Here is a 19,484-nt window from a genome sequence, read left to right as displayed (position 1 = left end):
ACGTACCGGTGGGCCCACCTCCCTCCGAAGGATCATTCACGATGGACGATGAAAGACAGAACAAAATGGAAAATATCGAAAAGGTGGCGGAAGAGCTGAAGGCAGCACAAAGTGCAGGCCAAGATTCGGTGGAGCTGGCGTTGCTGGCCCGGGAGAGACTGGGTGCGGGGTTCGGCGCGATAGCCTTCATCGCCTGCTTCCGCCTCGCCTTCCACATCCCGGTGACTGTCCTGCAGCGCGCTCAGGCATGGCACCGGTTCGGCTGGGGAGCAGGGAACATCTCCGACGAAGAGTTCTCCACCCTCCTCTCGCCGTGGCTCGCGGCCCCAGACCATTCCTAAGGGCCGCCGCGCCGGGTCTCGGCCCGGGCCTGGGACTCGGACAGCGAGGAGGTCACCACCTGGGACACCCCTTTGGATCAAGTCCGGCGCGTCGAGACCGATTAGGCGTTCCGACGAAGCGCGCGGCTGTGGTCGTTCTTGGTGACGTGATCGGTTACGAGGGCCAGTGGCGCAGGGTGAAGACGGTGAAGGCCGACAGGGGACCGATGGGCGGGCTGGCCGTCGTGGTCACTGGGAGGACGGCGGTACCGCTCGCTTCAAGCAGCAGCAAGAGCGCCCTGCACCTGATCGCCGCGCGTTCGGTGACCGACGTTCCCGCGCTGCGCCACACCCTGCTCGGCCGGGACGTACGACGCCTGCTGGAGTCGCCCTCGACGACGCGGTGCTGCGCACGGTGTGGGTCGGCGGCGCGGACCATGCCTTCGATCCCCGATGGGACTAGGAGAGCATGCGGGACTGGCTGGCCGGGATCGAGGCGGCCTGGCTGGACGCCGAACGGCTGACGGACCCGGGTTTCGTCCCGCCTCCGTCGGCGTCGGCGTCTGATCTAGGTCTGCGCGCGGCGGTGCTGGAAGTCATCGACGGCGTGGCGGCCCGGCTGGCGGCCGCGACGCAGAACCGCGTCTGGCCTCCCAAGCTCCCCGGCTTGGTGCCCGCTCTGGCCGAGGTGGTCGAGAAGGTCGACGCGGACCTGGGTTTCCGGCTCTTTCTGCGGGTGCTGAAGTCCTCGGCGCTGCCCATCGGCCCGCGTGAGCACCAGGCGTTCCTCGCGGTCGGCGAACGGTTCGGCTACCCGGACCTGGTCGAGGAAGGCTATCTCCACGTTGTCCCGGCCGTGACATAGGCGCAGTCGACATCTCACCATCCAGGACAGCTCCATAAAGGGTTCACGCGCCTGCCTGAGTCCACTACCCTGGACTGGTTAGTGCATCGTAATGAACGACGAATCCCATGGACCGCCCGTGATCACCCCCAGCACCTCACAGCCGACGTCGACGCCCACGGTCGCTTCGGTGGCCGCACCTGCCGCCACCGGCGCTCCGGGCCGGCTCGGCTCGCTCGGGCCCGTCGGGCTGGTCCTGGCCGGCGGGATCTCCGTGCAGTTCGGCGGTGCCCTGGCGGTGACCCTAATGCCCAGGGCGGGTGCGCTCGGCGTGGTGACCCTGCGGCTGCTCGCGGCCGCGGTGATCCTGCTCGTCGTCTGCCGGCCACGGCTGCGCGGCCACTCCCGCAGCGACTGGGGCACGGTGATTGTCTTCGGTATCACCATGGGCGCGATGAACGGCCTCTTCTACGAGGCCGTCGACCGCATCCCGCTGGGCCTCGCCGTCACCCTCGAAGTGCTCGGACCGCTCGCCCTGTCCGTACTGGCCTCCCGGCGCCTGATCAACGCCCTCTGGGCGGGACTCGCGCTGGGCGGTGTGTTCCTGCTCGGCGGCGGAGACTTCAGCGGCCTCGACCCCGTGGGTGTCGGCCTGGCCCTGGGCGCCGGTGCCATGTGGGCCACCTACATCATCTTCAGCGCCCGCACCGGCCGCCGTTTCCCGCAGGCCGACGGTCTGGCCCTGGCCATGGCGGTCGCCGCTCTGTTGTTCCTCCCGCTGGGCATCGCCGGAGCCGGCAGCAGGCTCCTGGACCCGACCACCGTCGCCCTGGGCTCGTCGGTCGCGGTCCTCTCCTCGGTCCTGCCCTACACCCTCGAACTCCTCGCCCTGCGCCGCCTTCCGGCCCACACCTTCGCCGTCCTCATGAGCCTGGAACCTGCCATCGCCGCCACCGCCGGCTTCCTCGTCCTCGGCCAGGCCCTGTCGGCCACCCAGGCGGCCGCCGTCGCCCTCGTCATCGCGGCGAGCATCGGCGCGGTCCGCTCCCAGGTGGGACGCGGCCGGCAGGCGGCGGTTGGTGTGCAGCCGGACCCGGTGGTCGTGGCCCAGCCGGAGCCGGTCGTCGGCGCTCAGCCGGAGGGGAACGGCAGCGCGTCCTGATAGCCGTTCGAGGGCCGCTGGATCTTCTTCACGGTCTGGGCGTCCAGCGCGACCGGCGCGGACTTCGTGCCCAGCTTTCCGCCGGGATGCCAGTTCCCGGTGACGGACACCCAGGTGTTGGCGGGCGGGATGCTGTCGCTGTAGATCCGCACCTTCACGGACTGCGCGTCGGCCGCGCAGCAGGAGATGATGATCCGGGTCAGGTCCCAGCTCCCGCCCCCCGGAACGGGCGTGACCAGCCCGCTCATCTCCACGGTCCGCCCCTTGATGGCCAGCGAGCGGTCCTGCTGCACGCGGGTGGTGAAGTCGGTGAGGGTGATGGGCAGCGGTGAGGTCCTGGGCAGCGCGTCGAAGTCGTCCTGCTCCGCCACGACCTTGGCGGGCTGCCGGGACGCGGTGTACGCGCCGAGTGCCGGCGGGGCGTAGAAGAGCAGGCTCAGAGCCGGGAGCAGGAGCAGCCAGGCGACCCGGGGGACGGTCGAGTGGTCGTGACCGTGGTGGGTGGCGCCGTGGCCGTCGTTGTCACCGGGGTGTGGTTCGTGACCGTGATGCTGTTCCGGCTCGTCGTGTGGGCCGGCGACATGTGCGTGGGCGCCATGTGCGTGGTCACCATGCCTGCCGTGCCCCTTCCGTCCGGTGCGTGCCTCCTGTCCCTCCCGCGTCGCCGCCTCCGCGATGCCCAGCACCAGCAGCACGAACCCGGACACGATCAGCAGCGGGCGCATCCCGGGCTTGACGTAGCGCAGGCACACGTCGGTGAAGAGGGAGGCGTGCAGCAGGCCGAGGCCGCTGAGGACCAGCAGGGTCACCTGAAGCGGACGTCTCACAGCAGCACCCCTCCGACCAGCACACTGCACAGGATCGCGACGACCGTCGTGGCGGCCGAGAAGCGGGCCGCGAAGGCCCGGCCGAACGTGCCCGTCTGCAACGCGATCAGCTTGAGGTCGACCATGGGCCCGACCACCATGAACGCCAGCCGGGCAGTGGGCGAGAAGCCCGTGAGCGACGACGCCACGAACGCGTCCGCCTCCGAACACACCGCGAGGATGATCGCCAGCGCGGCCAGGAACAGCACCGACAGCCAGGGCGAACCGGAGAAGGCGTCGAGGACCGAGCGCGGTACGGCGACGTTGAAGGTGGCCGCGGCCATCGCGCCGACCACCAGGAAACCGCCGGCCTGGAGGAAGTCGTGCTGGAAGCCGCGCCGGAACTCCGTCCAGCGGTTGTGCCCCGGCTGGTGCCCGGTGTGCCGTACGGCGGGCCGCAGCCACTCCTCGCGGCCAAGCCAGAGCCACAGCCAGCCCATCACGGCGGCGGTCACCAGCGAGGCGAGCAGCCGGGCCAGCACCATGAGGGGGGTGCCGGGGAAGGCGATGGCGGTGGCGGTCAGCACCACCGGGTTGATGGCGGGCGCGGAGAGCAGGAACGCGAACGCGGCGGCCGGGGTGACCCCGCGCCCGATCAGGCTGTTCGCCACCGGCACCGACGCACACTCGCAGCCCGGCAGCACCACCCCGGCCAGCCCGGCGACCGGCACGGCCAGCGCGGGCCGCTTCGGCAGCAGCCGGGTGAACACCCGCTCCGGCACGAACGCGTTGATCGCCCCCGACAGCGCCGTACCGAGCAGCAGGAACGGCGTCGCCTGCACGATCACGGCGAGACACACCGTCTGCCAGGCCTGCAGCGCGGCCTTGCTGACGCCCTGACCCACGAGGAAGAGGGCGGTACCGGGCAGGACGGCGGCGGCCACGAGGAGGAGGGGCCAGAAGCGGGGAGGTTCGCGCGGGGGCGGGTCCTCGATGCCCGTGTCCACCGGGTAGCCGCCTGTCCCGCCTGCCGGGGGTGTCACGACGGCGGTCGTCCGCGCCCCTACAGCGAGTTCATCTGTCCTCCGCACGCCCAGCACGCCTCACACATCACTCCATCGCCGGATGTTCGCATCGAACATAGGGCATGCCGGTCCCCCCGCCGCGACGGCTTGTGCCAAGGATTGCCCCAGGGTGACTCCAGATGTCGCCAAGGAGCGCCGGCCCGAAGCGTCAACGGTCCTGTGCACCCGGCCACGGCTCAAATTCATGCAAGCGTGCTTGATTGTTTCCGGGGTCGCTGCCATGCTCCCCCCATGTCCGATCCGACGCCCGTCATCGACGACCTGCGTGAGGAGAGTGCGGAACTCGACCGGCTGGTAGCCGAGTCGGGAGCCGAGCAGTGGGCTCTCGCCACCCCCGCGCCCCGCTGGACCGTCGCCCACCAGATCGCCCACCTCGCCTGGACCGACCACTCCTCGCTGCTGGCCGTGACCGATCAGGACGCCTTCTCCCGCGAGGTCGAGAAGGCGCTGGCCCAGCCCGGGGACTTCGTGGACAACGGGGCGGAGGAAGGCGCCGCCAAGCCCCCCGCCCGGTTGCTGGCGGACTGGCGGGCCGGACGCGAGGCCCTGGACCAGGCGCTGCGCGCGGCGCCCGTACGGGCACGGTTCCCCTGGTACGGCCCCCCTATGTCGGTCGCCTCCATGGCCACCGCCCGGCTGATGGAGACCTGGGCACACGGCCTGGACATCGCCGACGCGCTGGGCGTGACCCGCACCCCCACCGACCGGCTCCGGCACATCGCCCGACTCGGCGTCCGCACCCGCGACTTCGCCTTCGGCGTGCACGGACAGCCCGTGCCCTTCGAGGAGTTCCGCGTCGAACTGACCGCCCCGTCCGGCGACCTGTGGACATACGGCCCCGAGGACGCCGACGACCGCGTCACCGGCCCGGCCCTCGACTTCTGTCTCCTGGTCACCCAGCGCGCCCACCGCACCGACCTCGCCGTGCGGGCCGTCGGCCCCGGCGCCGACCGCTGGCTCGACATCGCCCAGGCCTTCGCGGGCCCGCCCGGCACCGGCCGCGCCCCGAAGGGCGGTGCCGCGTGACCCTGCGCATAGGCAACGCCTCCGGCTTCTACGGCGACCGTTTCGACGCCCTGCGCGAGATGCTCACCGGCGGCGAACTCGACGTCCTCACCGGCGACTACCTCGCCGAGCTGACCATGCTCATCCTGGGCCGCGACCGGCTGAAGGACCCCGGCGCGGGATACGCCCGCACCTTCCTCCGCCAACTGGAGGACTGCCTGGGCCTCGCCCACGAACGCGGCGTACGGATCGTCACCAACGCCGGCGGCCTCAACCCGGCCGGACTCGCCGACGCGGTACGGACGTTGGCCGACCGGCTCGGCATCCCTGTGCGCGTCGCACATGTGGACGGCGACGACCTCACCGCCGCCCACCCCGGCAGCCTCGCCGCGCACGCCTACCTCGGCGGCTTCGGGATCGCCGAGTGCCTGCGGTCCGGCGCCGACATCGTGGTCACCGGCCGGGTCACCGACGCCGCCCTCGTCACCGGACCCGCCGCCGCCCACTTCGGCTGGCAGCCGGGGGAGTACGACCGGCTCGCGGGCGCCGTCGTCGCCGGGCACGTCCTGGAGTGCGGGACCCAGGCCACCGGCGGCAACTACGCCTTCTTCGCCGAGGCCGAGGCCGAGGCCGGAGCCGGAGCCGGAGCCGAGGCGGGGGCCGGCCGCGACGTCCGCCGCCCCGGCTTCCCGCTCGCCGAACTCCACGAGGACGGCGGCTGCGTCATCACCAAGCACCCCGGCACCGGCGGCTTCGTCGACGTCGGCACGGTGACCGCCCAGCTCCTGTACGAGACCGGCGGCGCCCGCTACGCGGGCCCCGACGTCACCGCCCGCCTCGACACCGTACGGCTGAGCCAGGACGGCCCGGACCGGGTACGGATCGAGGGCGTGCGGGGCGAGGCTCCGCCCCCGACCCTCAAGGTCGGCCGCAACCGGCTCGGCGGCTTCCGTAACGAGGTCGTCTTCGTCCTCACCGGCCTCGACATCGAGGCCAAGGCGGCACTGGTACGCGAGCAGATGGCCGACGCCCTCGCCAAGTCGCCTCCGCAGGAGGTGCGGTGGGAGCTGGTGCGCACCGACCGGGCCGACGCGGCCACCGAGGAGACGGCCAGCGCGCTGCTCCGGCTCGTCGTACGGGACCGGGACCAGGAGGCCGTCGGGCGGGCGCTGAGCGGAGCCGCCGTGGAACTGGCGCTCGCCAGCTACCCCGGCTTCCATGTGCTCGCACCACCTGGGAAGGGCGCGCCCTATGGGGTCTTCGAGGATGTGTACGTCCCCCAGGGCGAGGTGCCCCATAGGGCCGTCCTCCACGACGGGCGACGGATCCCTGTGCCCCCGGCCCAGGACACCCTCGTACTCCAGGACCTGCCCGAGCCGCCGCTGCCCGAGCCGCTTCCGGCCGGTCCCACCCGGCGGGCCCCCCTCGGGCTGGTGGCCGGGGCCCGCAGCGGCGACAAGGGCGGGAACGCCAACGTCGGCGTCTGGGTGCGCTCGGACGAGGCCTGGCGCTGGCTCGCGCACACCCTGACCGTCGACGCCTTCCGGCACCTCATACCCGAGAGCCGCGAGTTGACCGTCACCCGGCACCTCCTGCCCAACCTCCGCGCCGTCAACTTCACCGTCGAAGGCATCCTCGGCCGGGGTGTGGCCGCCCAACACCGTTTCGACCCCCAGGCCAAGGCCCTCGGCGAATGGCTTCGCTCCCGGCACCTGGACATCCCGGAGGCCCTGCTGTGACGGTCATCGAGACCACGCTCGACACCCGCGACCCCGGCTACCGGGCGAACCGCGACACCATGCTCGCCAAGCTCACCGACCTGGAGGCCGAGCACGCCAAGGCCCTCGCGGGCGGCGGCGAGAAGTACGTCGCACGCCACCGGGGGCGCGGCAAACTCCTCGCCCGCGAGCGCATCGAACTCCTCCTCGACCCCGACACCCCCTTCCTGGAGCTGTCGCCGCTGGCGGCCTGGGGCAGCGACTACGCCGTCGGCGCCTCGCTCGTCACCGGGATCGGCGTCGTCGAAGGCGTGGAGTGCCTGATCACCGCCAACGACCCCACCGTGCGCGGCGGCGCCAGCAACCCCTGGTCGCTGAAGAAGGCCCTGCGCGCCAACGACATCGCCCTCGCCAACCGGCTGCCCTGCATCAGCCTGGTCGAGTCCGGCGGCGCCGACCTGCCCTCGCAGAAGGAGATCTTCATCCCGGGCGGGGCCATCTTCCGCGACCTGACCCGGCTCTCGGCCGCCGGAATCCCGACCGTCGCCGTCGTCTTCGGCAACTCCACCGCCGGCGGCGCCTACATCCCCGGCATGTCCGACCACGTGATCATGGTCAAGGAGCGCGCGAAGGTCTTCCTCGGCGGACCGCCCCTGGTGAAGATGGCCACCGGCGAGGAGAGCGACGACGAGTCGCTCGGCGGCGCGGAGATGCACGCGCGCGTGTCGGGTCTCGCCGACTACTTCGCCGTCGACGAACCGGACGCCCTGCGCCAGGCACGCCGCGTGGTCGCCCGCCTCAACCACCGCAAGGCGCACCAGGATCCGGGCCCGGCCGCGCCCCCCAAGTACGCAGCCGACGAACTCCTGGGCATCGTCCCCGGCGACCTCAAGATCCCCTTCGACCCGCGCGAGGTGATCGCCCGGCTCGTCGACGCCTCCGACTTCGACGAGTTCAAGCCGCTGTACGGGACCAGCCTGACCACGGGCTGGGCCACCCTGCACGGCTATCCCGTGGGGGTGCTCGCGAACGCCCAGGGCGTCCTGTTCTCCGCGGAGTCGCAGAAGGCGGCCCAGTTCATCCAGCTCGCCAACCAGCGCGACATCCCGCTCCTCTTCCTGCACAACACCACCGGCTACATGGTCGGCAAGGAGTACGAGCAGGGCGGCATCATCAAGCACGGCGCGATGATGATCAACGCGGTCAGCAACAGCCGCGTACCGCACCTCTCCGTCCTCATGGGCGCCTCCTACGGCGCCGGCCACTACGGCATGTGCGGGCGCGCCTACGACCCCCGTTTCCTGTTCGCCTGGCCCAGCGCCAAGTCCGCCGTCATGGGCCCGCAGCAGCTCGCCGGCGTGCTCTCGATCGTCGCCCGCCAGTCGGCCGTCGCGAAGGGACAGCCGTACGACGAGGACGGCGACGCCGCCCTGCGCGCCATGGTCGAGCAGCAGATCGAGTCCGAGTCGCTGCCGATGTTCCTGTCCGGGCGGCTGTACGACGACGGCGTCATCGACCCGCGCGACACCCGCACCGTCCTCGGCCTGTGCCTGTCCGCCATCCACACCGCCCCCTACGAGGGCGCGCGGGGCGGCTTCGGCGTCTTCCGGATGTGAGGGATCACATGATTTCGACTCTGCTGGTCGCCAACCGGGGCGAGATCGCCTGCCGGATCTTCCGCACCTGTGCCGAACTCGGCATCAAGACCGTCGCCGTGCACTCGGACGCCGACGAGAACGCGCTCCACACGCGCGTGGCCGACAGCGCGATACGACTGCCGGGCGCCACGCCCGCGGACACCTACCTGCGCGGCGACCTGGTGGTGAAGGCCGCCGTGAGCGCCGGCGCGGACGCCGTGCACCCCGGGTACGGCTTCCTCTCCGAGAACGCCGACTTCGCCCGCGCCGTCCTCGACGCCGGCCTGGTCTGGATCGGGCCGCCTCCGGAGGCGATCGAGGCGATGGCGTCCAAGACGCGCGCCAAGGAGCTGATGGGGATCGCGCCGCTCGGCGAGGTCACCGAGTCCGACCTGCCGGTGCTGGTGAAGGCGGCCGCGGGCGGCGGAGGGCGCGGGATGCGCATCGTGCGCCGCCTCGAGGAGCTGACCGCCGCGCTGGACGGCGCGCGCGCCGAGGCCGCGAGCGCCTTCGGTGACGGCGAGGTCTTCGTCGAGCCCTACATCGAACGCGGCCGCCATGTGGAGGTGCAGGTCCTCGCCGACGCGCACGGCACGGTGTGGCCGCTGGGCACCCGTGACTGCTCACTCCAGCGCCGGCATCAGAAGGTGATCGAGGAAGCGCCGGCACCCGGGCTCCCCGAGGGGCTCACGAAGGAGCTGTACGCGCTTGCCGTGCGCGCCGCGCGCGCCGTCTCCTACGTCGGCGCGGGCACCGTCGAGTTCCTCGTCGCCGACGGAAAAGCGCACTTCCTGGAGATGAACACCCGCCTCCAGGTGGAACACCCCGTCACCGAGGCCGTCTTCGGCATCGACCTGGTCGCCGAACAGATCCGCGTCGCCGAGGGCCACCCCCTGCCGCTCGAAGCCCCGCGCGCGCACGGCCACGCGATCGAGGCCCGCCTCTATGCCGAGGACCCCGCCCGCGACTGGGCCCCGCAGACCGGCACCCTGCACCGCCTCACCGTCCCCGGCAGCGTCCGCCTGGACACCGGCTACACCGACGGCGACGAGATCGGCGTCCACTACGACGCGATGCTCGCGAAAGCGGTCGCGCACGCCCCCACGCGCGCGGAAGCGCTGCGCAAGCTGGCGCACGCGCTCGACAACACCACCCTGCACGGCCCCACCACCAACCGTGACCTCCTCGTCCGCTCCCTGCGCCACGAGGAGTTCACCGCGGCCCGCATGGACACCGGCTTCTACGACCGCCACCTCACCGTCCTCACGGCGCCCGCCGCCGACCCGCACGCCCCCCTCGCGGCCGCCCTGGCCGACGCCCACGGCCGCTCCCGCTTCGGCGGCTGGCGCAACGTCTCCTCCCAGCCGCAGACCAAGCGCTACCTGATGGCGGACGAGGAGCACGAGGTCCACTACCAGCACGCCCGCGAGGGCCTCACGGCAGCGGGCGTACGAGTCGTGCACGCGGGCGCGCGCCTGGTCGTACTCGACATCGACGGCGTACGCCGACGGTTCGAGGTGTCGACGTACGGCGACCAGGTCCACGTCAACAACACGAGGCTCACCGCGCTACCCCGTTTCCCCGACCCCAAGGCCCAGCTGGCGCCCGGTTCGCTTCTGACGCCGATGCCGGGGACGGTCGTCCGGGTGGCGGAGGGGCTGACGGAGGGCACCACCGTGCAGGCCGGGCAGCCACTGCTCTGGCTGGAAGCGATGAAGATGCAGCACCGGATCACAGCCCCGGTCACCGGCACGCTGAGCGAACTGCGGGTCGTGGTCGGCCAACAGGTGGAGCCCGGCTCTCTCCTGGCGGTGGTGCAAGCGCCCCTCTAGGGGCGCGGGGCTGCATTCGATATGCGGCTACCGCCGCGTGAGCGCGAGCAACCACAGACAACCCGCACGCGAAGGAGCCACCTGTGACCCCCCAAATCGAATCCGACGAGCACAAGGCGCTCCGCGAGGCGGTGGCCACCCTCGGCAAGAAGTACGGCCGCGACTACATCACCCGAACCATCGCAGAGGGGCGCGCCCCCACCGAACTCTGGCAGGAGGCCGGAAAACTCGGCTACCTCGGCGTCAACCTCCCGGAGGAGTACGGCGGCGGAGGCGGCGGCATCGCCGAACTCTCCATCATCCTGGAGGAACTGGGCGCCGCGGGCTCGCCGCTCCTCATGCTCGTGGTCTCACCCGCGATCTGCGGCACAGTGATCGCCCGCTTCGGCACCGAGGAACAGAAGCGGTCCTGGCTGCCCGCGCTCTCCGACGGCTCACGCCTGATGGCCTTCGGCATCACCGAACCCGACGCCGGCTCCAACTCCCACCGCATCACCACCACCGCCCGCCGCGACCCCGACACCGGCGACTGGCTGCTCACCGGCCGCAAGGTCTTCATCTCCGGCGTCGACATGGCCGACGCGGTCCTGATCGTCGGCCGCACCGAAGACGCCCGCACCGGACGCCTCAAGCCCTGCCTGTTCATCGTCCCGACCGACGCCGAGGGCTTCCACAAGCGCCCCATCGACATGGAACTCAACGCCGCCGAGAAGCAGTTCGAGCTGGTCCTCGACGACGTACGGCTGCCCGCCGACGCACTCGTCGGCGACGAGGACGCCGGCCTGCTGCAACTCTTCGCCGGACTCAACCCGGAGCGGATCATGACGGCCGCCTTCGCGATCGGCATGGGACGCTACGCGCTGTCCAAAGCCATCGAGTACGCGCGCGACCGCACCGTCTGGAAGACCCCCATCGGCGCCCACCAGGCCATCGCCCACCCCCTGGCCCAGGCGCACATCGAACTCGAACTGGCGCGCCTGATGATGCAGAAGGCGGCACATCTCTACGACGCCGGGGACGACATCGGCGCAGGCGAGGCCGCCAACATGGCCAAGTACGCGGCGGGCGAGGCATGCGTGCGCGCCGTCGACCAGGCCGTGCACACCCTCGGCGGCAACGGCCTCACCCGGGAATTCGGGCTCGCCTCATTGATAACGGCCGCGCGTGTGGCTCGTATTGCTCCGGTGAGCAGGGAGATGATTCTCAACTACGTCTCCCACCAGACGCTTGGCCTTCCCAAGTCGTACTAGGCCACGCGCTGGCACTGGCAGCCGCTTGGAGGAACCGTGTTCCGCAGCGAGTACGCAGACGTTCCACCCGTAGAACTTCCCATCCACGAGGCGGTGCTGGGCCGGGCCGCCGCGTTCGGTGACACGCCCGCCCTGATCGACGGCGCCGACGGCACCACCCTCACCTACGAACAACTGGACCGGTTCCACCGCAGGATCGCGGCCGCACTCGCCGACGCGGGCGTCCGCAAAGGCGACGTACTCGCCCTGCACAGCCCGAACACGGTCGCCTTCCCGACGGCGTTCTACGCGGCCACGCGCGCGGGTGCCTCCGTCACCACCGTGCACCCCCTCGCCACACCCGAGGAGTTCGCCAAACAGCTCAAGGACTCCGCGGCCCGCTGGATCGTCACCGTCTCACCGCTGCTGGAGGCCGCCCGCCGGGCCGCCGAACTCGCCGGCGGCATAGCGGAGATATTCGTCTGCGACAGCGCTCCCGGACACCGCTCGCTGATCGACATGCTGGCCGGCGACGCCCCCGAACCACAGGTCGACATCGACCCCGCCGAGGACGTCGCCGCACTGCCGTACTCCTCCGGCACCACCGGCACTCCCAAGGGCGTGATGCTCACCCACCGGCAGATCGCCACCAACCTCGCCCAGCTGGAACCCGCCGTCCCCACCGGCCCGGGCGACCGCATCCTCGCCGTACTCCCCCTCTTCCACATCTACGGCCTCACCGCGCTCATGAACGCGCCCCTGCGGATGGGCGCCACCGTGGTCGTACTGCCCCGCTTCGACCTGCAGACCTTCCTCTCGGCGATCCAGAACCACCGCATCACCGGCCTGTACGTCGCCCCGCCCATCGTCCTCGCCCTCGCCAAGCACCCACTGGTCGACCAGTACGACCTGTCCTCCCTGAAGTACGTCATGAGCGCCGCCGCACCCCTGGACGCCCGCCTCGCCGCCGCCTGTTCCGAGCGCCTCGGCCTGCCGCCCGTCGCACAGGCCTACGGCATGACCGAACTGTCGCCCGGCACCCACATCGTCCCGCTCGCCGCCATGCACCAGGCGCCGCCCGGCACCGTCGGCAAACTCATCGCCGGCACCGAGATGAGGATCGTCTCCCTCGACGACCCGCACAAGGACCTCGACGCCGGCGAACCCGGCGAGATCCTCATCCGCGGCCCCCAGGTCATGAAGGGGTACCTAGGCCAACCCGACGCCACCGCCGCGATGATCGACACCGACGGCTGGCTGCACACCGGGGACGTCGGCCACGTCGACGCCGACGGCTGGCTGTTCGTCGTCGACCGGGTCAAGGAACTCATCAAGTACAAGGGCTTCCAGGTCGCCCCGGCCGAACTGGAGGCACTCCTGCTCACCCACCCCGGCATCGCCGACGCCGCCGTCGTCGGCGCCTACAACGAGGACGGCAACGAGATCCCGCACGCCTTCGTCGTCCGCCAGCCCACCGCCGCCGACCTCACCGAGAACGAGACCATGCTCTACGTCGCCGAACGCGTCGCACCCTACAAACGCGTCCGCAAGGTCACCTTCATCGCCGGCGTGCCCCGCGCGGCCTCCGGGAAGATACTCCGCCGCGAACTGCGCGCACTCGGCCGGACCACAGCAGACGCGGAACCCGGGGAGCGGCCATGACGTTGATCGGACAGACACGCGCGCGTGCCGTCGCCACCCTCAGCCTCGACTCCGCCCCCACCCGCAACGCCCTGTCCGCCGCCCTCGTCACCGAACTCGCCGAGGCACTCACCGACTGCGCCAAGGACCCCGACGTCCGCGCGGTCGTCCTCACCCACACCGGTACGACCTTCTGCGCCGGCGCGGACCTGCGCGACCCGCCCCACCCCGACGCCCTCGTCGGCCTCCTGCGGCAGATCGTCGAACTGCCCAAACCGGTCGTCGCCCGCGTCACCGGCCACGTCCGCGCCGGCGGCCTCGGCCTCCTCGCCGCCTGCGACATCGCGGCCGCCGCCACCGAGGCCACCTTCGCCTTCACCGAGGTACGCATCGGCGTCGCCCCCGCCGTCATCTCCCTGACCCTCCTCCCGCGCACCGACCCCCGCGCCCTGGCCCGCTACTACCTCACCGGCGAACGCTTCGAAGCCCCCGAAGCCGTACGCCTCGGCCTCCTCACCACCACCGCCGACGACGTCGACACCGCCCTCGAACCCATCCTCGACGGCCTCCGCCGCTCCGCCCCCCAGGCCCTGACCGAGACGAAACAGCTGCTCACAGCTAGGGTGCTGGAAACATTCGACCGGGACGCGGCCGACCTGACCGCCCTCTCGGCCCGGCTGTTCTCCTCCGACCAGGCCCGCGAGGGGATGACGGCCTTCCTCGAACGACGGGATGCGGCGTGGGTGGTGTGAGTACGGCGGAACACGCGCGCGGACCTCAGCAGGACCGAGCCCCCAAACAGGACCGCAGCCGGGCCACCCGGCAACGGCTCCTGGAAGCCGCCGTGGCCTGCCTCGCCGAACACGGCTGGGCGGGCTCCACCGTCGCCGTCGTCGCCGAACGCGCCGGCGTCTCCCGGGGCGCCGCCCAGCACCACTTCCCGACCCGCGAGGACCTCTTCACCGCGGCGGTCGAGTACGTCGCCGAAGAGCGCTCCACGGCCCTCCGTGCCCTGTTCCCGCAGGGCGCGGAGGGCGACCGCAGGGCCGTCGTCTCGGCCCTGGTCGACCTCTACACCGGCCCCCTCTTCCGCGCCGCCCTCCACCTGTGGGTCGCCGCCTCCAACGAGGAGCAGCTCCGCCCCCAGGTCACCGAACTGGAAGCCCGCGTCGGCCGCGAGACGCACCGCATCGCCGTGGACCTCCTGTCCGTCGACGAATCCCGCGCCGGCGCCCGCGAAACCGTCCAGGGCCTCCTCGACATGGCCAGAGGCCTGGGCCTGGCCAACCTCCTCACGGACGACAAGGTGAGACGGGACCGGGTGGTGGCCCAGTGGGCGGCCCTGCTGGACGAGACCCTGGGCTGAGCGCCCCTCCGGGCGGCGGCGCCTCCACCGGCCTGTGACCCGGTCAGCTGTCGACGGCGGCGTCCCCGCGGAACGCCCCGGCCACCACGGGGACCAGCCGCCGCTCGATCTCCTCGGCGGGCAGGGCGGCCAGCTCGGCACCGATGGGGGCCAGCGCGAGCCAGTTCAGCAGGCCGGCCGCGCAGCGCGTACGGAAGTTCAGTTCCTGCTCGTCCACTCCGGGAAGGTTCGGTGCCAGTACCCGGACGGCCCCCCGGCGGCTCTGGTCGAACTTGCCGTTCAGCCGCTCCCACCCCTGGGGCGGATCGATGCCGACCCGCGCCACGGTCCGCATCACGGCCAGGTCCTGTCCACCGGCCGCCAGCGCGCGCACCATCGGACGGGCGAACGCTGTCGCCACCTCATGGAGCGTCGCAGTCGAGGCGAGGGAATCCAGTTCCAGGATCTTTTCGTCCAGATACCGTTCCAGCGCGTGCTCTATCGCGGAGTCGCACAGCGCCTTCAGCGACCCGTAGTGGTAGCTCACCGCGGCGACGTTGGCTCCGGCGCGCTCTGTGATCTCGCGGAGTGTCACGCCCTCCTGGCCTCGTTGCGAGAGCAGTTCCAGGGCGGCCGTCTGCAGGCCGTCCCGCGTGCGCTGCCCGGCCTCCCGGCGTAGGTCCGTCTTCGCCACCCGTGTCATGGAATGTACTCAAGCATGCGTTTGAGTACATTGTCAACACTTCCCTCGCGGAACAGGTCTGACCGGGCGTGATGCGGGCGTGAGCGCCGCCTGGAGGTGGCGCGTCAGCAGAATTCAAACAGTGGCTTGACAGCCTGTACCGCCGTTCATAAGGTTAAGCGAGCGTTTGAATTACTAAGGACGCGACAGAGACCGTTGCGACGGATCTCGAATCCTGAGTACTGACCTGGAGGAACACGACATGAAGCTGCTCAGCCGGAAGTCGATCACCGCCGCGACCGCGGTAGCTGTCCTGGGTGGTCTTTCCATCGCCGCCGTGCCGTCACAGGCCGCAATCCCCGCCCACCACGGGGCAGCGGTCCACAGCACCACGGCCGCCCCGACCCTGACCGCACGCCAGCTGGCGAAGCTGCCGCTCACCGACCGCCACCTGACCAAGCACGAGAAGGCCAACCTCGCGGTCGTCCTGCGCGACTACTACGTGGCGGAAGGCAGCCACATCGACGTCCCGACGTTCGTCAACAGCTTCACCAAGGACGGCGTCTTCAACGACATGGTCCCCGGCGTGGCATACCGGGGCGAGGCGCTCGGCAACGTGCTGCCGTACATGAAGAGCCTGTTCTCCGACGTGCACCGTGACCTCAAGCGCATCACCGTGAACGGCGACACGGTCAGCATCGAGCTGTCGATCCAGGGCACGTTCGACGGGCAGCTCCAGGCGCCGACGGGCGGCTACGTCAAGGGGGACGGCCACAAGGTCGCCGCGCCGACGGCCGACTTCTGGTATCTGAAGAACGGCAAGGTCAAGACGTTCAACTGCTTCGTCGGGTACTCGAAGATGTACTCCGACATGGGCGTGGACTTCGACTGGGCCTCGGCCGTCAACAAGCACTGACCCGCTCACCTGGCGGGTGATGCCCGGCGCTACCGGCCGCGCATCACCCGCCGAGCACGCCTGCCGGCCCGCCGGCGCGAACCGGGCCGTGCGGGTCCTGGGGGTGAGACGCGGTCACCGGCCGGAAGTGCCTCACTACCCGCCCCGGGGCCGATGACCCAGGCCGATGACCCGGGTCGACGACCCAGGCCGACGACCTGGGCCAAGGACTCCGGGCCACCGCCCCGGACTAGCGGGCGATATCCCCGTACCCCTCGATGTCCTGAGGCTTCCGTACTCCCGGCCCCACATACTCCGCCGACGGCCGCACCAACCGCCCCGTCCGCTTCTGCTCAAGAATGTGCGCCGACCACCCCGCCGTCCGCGCACACGTGAACATCGACGTGAACATGTGCGCCGGCACCTCCGCGAAGTCCAGCATGATCGCGGCCCAGAACTCCACATTGGTGGCGAGCACCCGATCCGGCCGACGGTTGTGGAGTTCCTCCAGCGCTGCCTTCTCCAGCGCCTCCGCGATCTCGAACCGCGGCGCCCCCAGCTCCCGCGCCGTCCGCCGCAGCACCCGCGCCCGCGGGTCCTCGGCCCGGTACACACGGTGCCCGAACCCCATCAGCCGCTCACCGCGGTCCAGCGCCTGCTTGACGTAGGCCTCCGCGTCCCCGGTCCGCTCGATCTCCTCGATCATCCCGAGCACCCGCGAGGGCGCACCCCCGTGCAGCGGCCCCGACATGGCCCCCACCGCACCCGACAGGGCGGCGGCGACATCCGCGCCGGTCGAGGCGATCACGCGGGCTGTGAACGTGGAGGCGTTCATGCCGTGCTCGGCGGCGGACGTCCAGTACGCGTCCACGGCCGCCACATGCTTGGGATCCGGCTCCCCCCGCCACCGGATCATGAACCGCTCGACGACCGAGTGCGCCTTGTCGATCTCCCGCTGCGGCACCATCGCCAGCCCCTGCCCGCGCGCGGACTGGGCGACGTACGACAGCGCCATGACCGCGGCCCGCGCCAGGTCCTCCCGGGCCTGCTCCGCGTCGATGTCGAGGAGCGGCTTCAGCCCCCACACCGGCGCGAGCATGGCGAGCGCGGACTGTACGTCCACCCGGATGTCACCCGAATGGACGGGGATCGGAAACGGCTCGGCCGCCGGCAGTCCCGGATTGAAGGCCCCGTCGACGAGCAACCCCCACACGTTCCCGAACGAGACGTGGCCGACCAGATCCTCGATGTCGACGCCCCGGTACCGCAGGGCGCCCCCCTCCTTGTCCGGTTCGGCGATCTCCGTCTCGAACGCGACGACTCCTTCGAGCCCAGGCACGAAGTCGGACATGGGGCGGCTCCTCAATGAGGTGTACGGCGGAGGCACCTGCACCATAACCTCGAGTGCCAAAGATGGGGAGACCAACGGCACTCAGTGCCACATCAGGTAGGCGCCCACATGTGGCCCGGACCCATATGTGCATACGGCAGGATGACCGCGTGACCGACCCCGACGCCGCCGCCGCCGACCCCATCCTCAACCCCGCGCTGATGCGCAAGCACTACCAGGCCGAGGGCCTCGACGAGAACGACCTCGCCACACACCCCATGGACCAGTTCACCCGCTGGTTCGAACACGCCGTGCGGGCGGCCGTCGACGGCATGATCTACGAACCCAACGCGATGATCGTCTCCACCGCCGACGCCGAGGGCCACCCCAGCTCACGCACGGTCCTGATGAAGCAGTACGACATCCAGGGCTTCGTCTTCTACACCAACTACGACTCCCGCAAGGCCCAGGACCTCGCCGCGAACCCGCACGTCTCGGTGCTCTTCCCCTGGCATGCCATGGCCCGCCAGGTCATCGTCACCGGCACCGCCCGCCGCACCGGCCGCGCCGAGACCTCCGCCTACTTCCGCACCCGCCCGCACGGTTCCCAGCTCGGCGCCTGGGCCAGCGCCCAGTCCTCGGTCATCCACTCCCGCACCGAACTCGACGCCGCGTACGCCGACCTGAGCGCCCGCTACCCCGAGGGCGAGCAGGTCCCGGTCCCCCCGCACTGGGGCGGCTTCCGCGTCGAACCCCGCACGGTCGAGTTCTGGCAGGGCCGCCACAACCGCCTCCACGACCGCCTCCGCTACGTCACCGCCGCCGACGGCACCTGGCACGTGGAACGCCTCAGCCCCTGAGGCCCCGCGCATTCCCACGCAGACGCAGACGACCCGCGAACTCGAGGTCCCTCCGCCTGATGACGGAGAAGCCGGCCGGACGTACCGGCGAGTTCGCGGGTCGGGTGACTGCCTGGGATTGGGCCGGCTGCACGCGTCTGTCACGTGCTGGTCCGGCACCGCACTCGGTGTGGTGACGGGCGCTAGCCCGCAGTCACCTCACGCGTCCGGTTCTCATACATCTGCCGAACCACCTCCCTTCTCGTGTACCCCACACACTAAGAAGCCTCAGGGGCCGGTTCAACCGCTTTTTTTGAGATCTCTGCGGCCGTGGCCTCCAACGGCGGGTCGTCTAGCGTTTCGTACATGACAAACCGGCAGGTGATTCTCGGTGGGCCTGTGTCCGAGGAGCAGATCGGGTATGCGCGTGTCGTGGTGCGGCCGGCCGCGACGATGATGCTGTGCGGGCCGGCGGATCCCCGGATGAAGATCGGGATCAAGGGGTGCGCAGGGCGGGCGACGGGAGACGGCGCGTGAGTGGTCTGAGGGTGGTTCCCGTGGATGGGGACGGGGATGGGGACGGGGACGGGGCGCTGGAGCGGTGGCGGTACGTGCACAACGTCGTCGTACCGCCGGCCGCGATGTCGGCGACGGAGGCGCGGGAGCGGCTGGCGCGGGGGTACCGGCTGGAGAACGCGTATCTCGAAGACGTGCTCGTGGGGTGTTCCACCGTGCGGCCCGCGGTCGACGGGGTGGTGACGGTGATCGCCCGGGTGCTGCCGGGGTTTCGGGGGCGGGGGTTCGGCAAGGCGTTGTACGAGCGTGGGCTCGCCCACGCGCGCGTGCAGGGTGCCGAGGCCGTCGAGACGTGTGTGCTGGCGGTCAACGAGGACGGGCTGCGGTTCGCCGGGCGGTGCGGGTTCGTCGAGGTGGAGCGGTATGTGCTCGACGGAGGGGACGATGAGTGGGTGGATCTTCGGCTCGGGTTGTGAGCGTCGGCTTGCAACGATTCCTTCAATCTTGCGGGAACACAGTGTGGGCTGCATCACGTTCGAGTTGAATGAAGGGCAGCGAGGAACCGGCGCGCCGTGCGTGCGGACGCAGCCTGATGGGG

At 70.9% G+C, this 19,484-nt stretch carries 20 protein-coding genes; 15 read left to right on the top strand and 5 right to left on the bottom strand.

What is annotated here, in order from left to right:
• The first annotated feature begins 41 nt into the window (after positions 1 to 41).
• Positions 42 to 341: a hypothetical protein gene (locus AB0D59_RS05765; RefSeq protein WP_362561220.1), complete on the top strand. Its 300-nt coding sequence runs from the start codon at positions 42 to 44 to the stop codon at positions 339 to 341.
• 154 nt (positions 342 to 495) lie between these two features.
• On the opposite strand, the gene AB0D59_RS05760 is transcribed toward AB0D59_RS05765, so the two are convergent.
• A complete protein-coding gene (locus tag AB0D59_RS05760; protein WP_362561218.1) occupies positions 496 to 759 on the bottom strand; it encodes a hypothetical protein in 264 nt (87 codons plus the stop codon).
• Between the two features lie 30 nt (positions 760 to 789).
• On the opposite strand from AB0D59_RS05760, the gene AB0D59_RS05755 reads away from it, so the two are divergent.
• Together AB0D59_RS05755 and AB0D59_RS05750 are read left to right on the top strand one after the other, a co-directional pair.
• Positions 790 to 1,185: a hypothetical protein gene (locus tag AB0D59_RS05755; RefSeq protein WP_362561216.1), complete on the top strand. Its 396-nt coding sequence runs from the start codon at positions 790 to 792 to the stop codon at positions 1,183 to 1,185.
• A gap of 118 nt (positions 1,186 to 1,303) precedes the next feature.
• A complete protein-coding gene (locus tag AB0D59_RS05750; RefSeq protein ID WP_362561215.1) occupies positions 1,304 to 2,326 on the top strand; it encodes an EamA family transporter in 1,023 nt (340 codons plus the stop codon).
• Here the strand turns inward: AB0D59_RS05750 and AB0D59_RS05745 are convergent.
• Positions 2,296 to 3,153, bottom strand: coding sequence for a TIGR03943 family protein (locus AB0D59_RS05745; RefSeq protein WP_362561213.1), 858 nt, complete (start codon positions 3,151 to 3,153; stop codon positions 2,296 to 2,298). The genes AB0D59_RS05750 and AB0D59_RS05745 overlap by 31 nt on opposite strands.
• Positions 3,150 to 4,139 carry a permease gene (locus AB0D59_RS05740; protein WP_362561712.1) on the bottom strand — a complete coding sequence of 330 codons (990 nt, stop codon included), beginning with the start codon at positions 4,137 to 4,139 and terminating at the stop codon, positions 3,150 to 3,152. Before AB0D59_RS05740 ends, AB0D59_RS05745 begins: the two co-directional genes overlap by 4 nt.
• A gap of 309 nt (positions 4,140 to 4,448) precedes the next feature.
• Here AB0D59_RS05740 and AB0D59_RS05735 point away from each other — a divergent pair, with 309 nt between their 5' ends.
• From AB0D59_RS05735 to AB0D59_RS05700, 8 genes are all read left to right on the top strand, one after another.
• The gene (locus tag AB0D59_RS05735) at positions 4,449 to 5,243 is read left to right on the top strand and encodes a TIGR03084 family metal-binding protein (RefSeq protein ID WP_362561210.1); all 795 of its coding nucleotides are present in this window, start codon (positions 4,449 to 4,451) and stop codon (positions 5,241 to 5,243) included.
• Positions 5,240 to 6,961: an acyclic terpene utilization AtuA family protein gene (locus AB0D59_RS05730; protein WP_362561208.1), complete on the top strand. Its 1,722-nt coding sequence runs from the start codon at positions 5,240 to 5,242 to the stop codon at positions 6,959 to 6,961. The genes AB0D59_RS05735 and AB0D59_RS05730 overlap by 4 nt, the downstream gene beginning before the upstream one ends.
• Positions 6,958 to 8,556, top strand: a complete 1,599-nt coding sequence (locus tag AB0D59_RS05725; RefSeq protein ID WP_362561206.1) for a carboxyl transferase domain-containing protein — start codon at positions 6,958 to 6,960, stop codon at positions 8,554 to 8,556. Before AB0D59_RS05730 ends, AB0D59_RS05725 begins: the two co-directional genes overlap by 4 nt.
• Before the next feature lie 8 nt (positions 8,557 to 8,564).
• On the top strand, positions 8,565 to 10,409 hold the full coding sequence (locus AB0D59_RS05720) for a biotin carboxylase N-terminal domain-containing protein (protein WP_362561203.1): 1,845 nt from the start codon (positions 8,565 to 8,567) through the stop codon (positions 10,407 to 10,409).
• Positions 10,410 to 10,492: 83 nt separating this feature from the next.
• Entirely contained in the window at positions 10,493 to 11,659 is a 1,167-nt protein-coding gene (locus AB0D59_RS05715) for an acyl-CoA dehydrogenase family protein (RefSeq protein ID WP_362561200.1), read from the top strand.
• A gap of 36 nt (positions 11,660 to 11,695) precedes the next feature.
• Entirely contained in the window at positions 11,696 to 13,300 is a 1,605-nt protein-coding gene (locus AB0D59_RS05710) for a 4-coumarate--CoA ligase family protein (protein WP_362561197.1), read from the top strand.
• A complete protein-coding gene (locus AB0D59_RS05705; protein ID WP_362561194.1) occupies positions 13,297 to 14,031 on the top strand; it encodes an enoyl-CoA hydratase family protein in 735 nt (244 codons plus the stop codon). The genes AB0D59_RS05710 and AB0D59_RS05705 overlap by 4 nt, the downstream gene beginning before the upstream one ends.
• Positions 14,019 to 14,645 (top strand): TetR/AcrR family transcriptional regulator, encoded by a 627-nt coding sequence (locus tag AB0D59_RS05700; RefSeq protein WP_362561191.1) that lies wholly within the window; start codon positions 14,019 to 14,021, stop codon positions 14,643 to 14,645. Before AB0D59_RS05705 ends, AB0D59_RS05700 begins: the two co-directional genes overlap by 13 nt.
• Positions 14,646 to 14,688: 43 nt before the next feature.
• Here the strand turns inward: AB0D59_RS05700 and AB0D59_RS05695 are convergent, their stop codons facing one another.
• Positions 14,689 to 15,327, bottom strand: coding sequence for a TetR family transcriptional regulator (locus tag AB0D59_RS05695; RefSeq protein ID WP_362561189.1), 639 nt, complete (start codon positions 15,325 to 15,327; stop codon positions 14,689 to 14,691).
• Positions 15,328 to 15,568: 241 nt separating this feature from the next.
• On the opposite strand from AB0D59_RS05695, the gene AB0D59_RS05690 reads away from it, so the two are divergent.
• Positions 15,569 to 16,222, top strand: a complete 654-nt coding sequence (locus AB0D59_RS05690; protein WP_362561187.1) for a nuclear transport factor 2 family protein — start codon at positions 15,569 to 15,571, stop codon at positions 16,220 to 16,222.
• Positions 16,223 to 16,451: 229 nt separating this feature from the next.
• On the opposite strand, the gene AB0D59_RS05685 is transcribed toward AB0D59_RS05690, so the two are convergent.
• Complete coding sequence (locus AB0D59_RS05685) at positions 16,452 to 17,552, bottom strand: citrate synthase 2 (protein WP_362561184.1); 1,101 nt, start codon at positions 17,550 to 17,552, stop codon at positions 16,452 to 16,454.
• A 125-nt stretch (positions 17,553 to 17,677) separates the two neighbouring features.
• On the opposite strand from AB0D59_RS05685, the gene pdxH reads away from it, so the two are divergent.
• The 3 genes from pdxH (at position 17,678) to AB0D59_RS05670 (ending at position 19,362) form a co-directional block, all read left to right on the top strand.
• Positions 17,678 to 18,391, top strand: coding sequence for a pyridoxamine 5'-phosphate oxidase (gene pdxH, locus AB0D59_RS05680; protein WP_362561709.1), 714 nt, complete (start codon positions 17,678 to 17,680; stop codon positions 18,389 to 18,391).
• Between the two features lie 345 nt (positions 18,392 to 18,736).
• On the top strand, positions 18,737 to 18,907 hold the full coding sequence (locus tag AB0D59_RS05675) for a hypothetical protein (RefSeq protein ID WP_362561183.1): 171 nt from the start codon (positions 18,737 to 18,739) through the stop codon (positions 18,905 to 18,907).
• Between the two features lie 20 nt (positions 18,908 to 18,927).
• A complete protein-coding gene (locus AB0D59_RS05670) occupies positions 18,928 to 19,362 on the top strand; it encodes a GNAT family N-acetyltransferase (RefSeq protein ID WP_362561180.1) in 435 nt (144 codons plus the stop codon).
• Positions 19,363 to 19,484 lie beyond the last annotated feature (122 nt).

This window comes from Streptomyces sp. NPDC048417, assembly GCF_040651615.1.
In the GTDB taxonomy this organism is placed as follows: domain Bacteria; phylum Actinomycetota; class Actinomycetes; order Streptomycetales; family Streptomycetaceae; genus Streptomyces.
The sequence above is the reverse complement of the archived record's forward strand: the minus strand, read 5'-3'. Positions and strand labels throughout refer to the sequence as shown.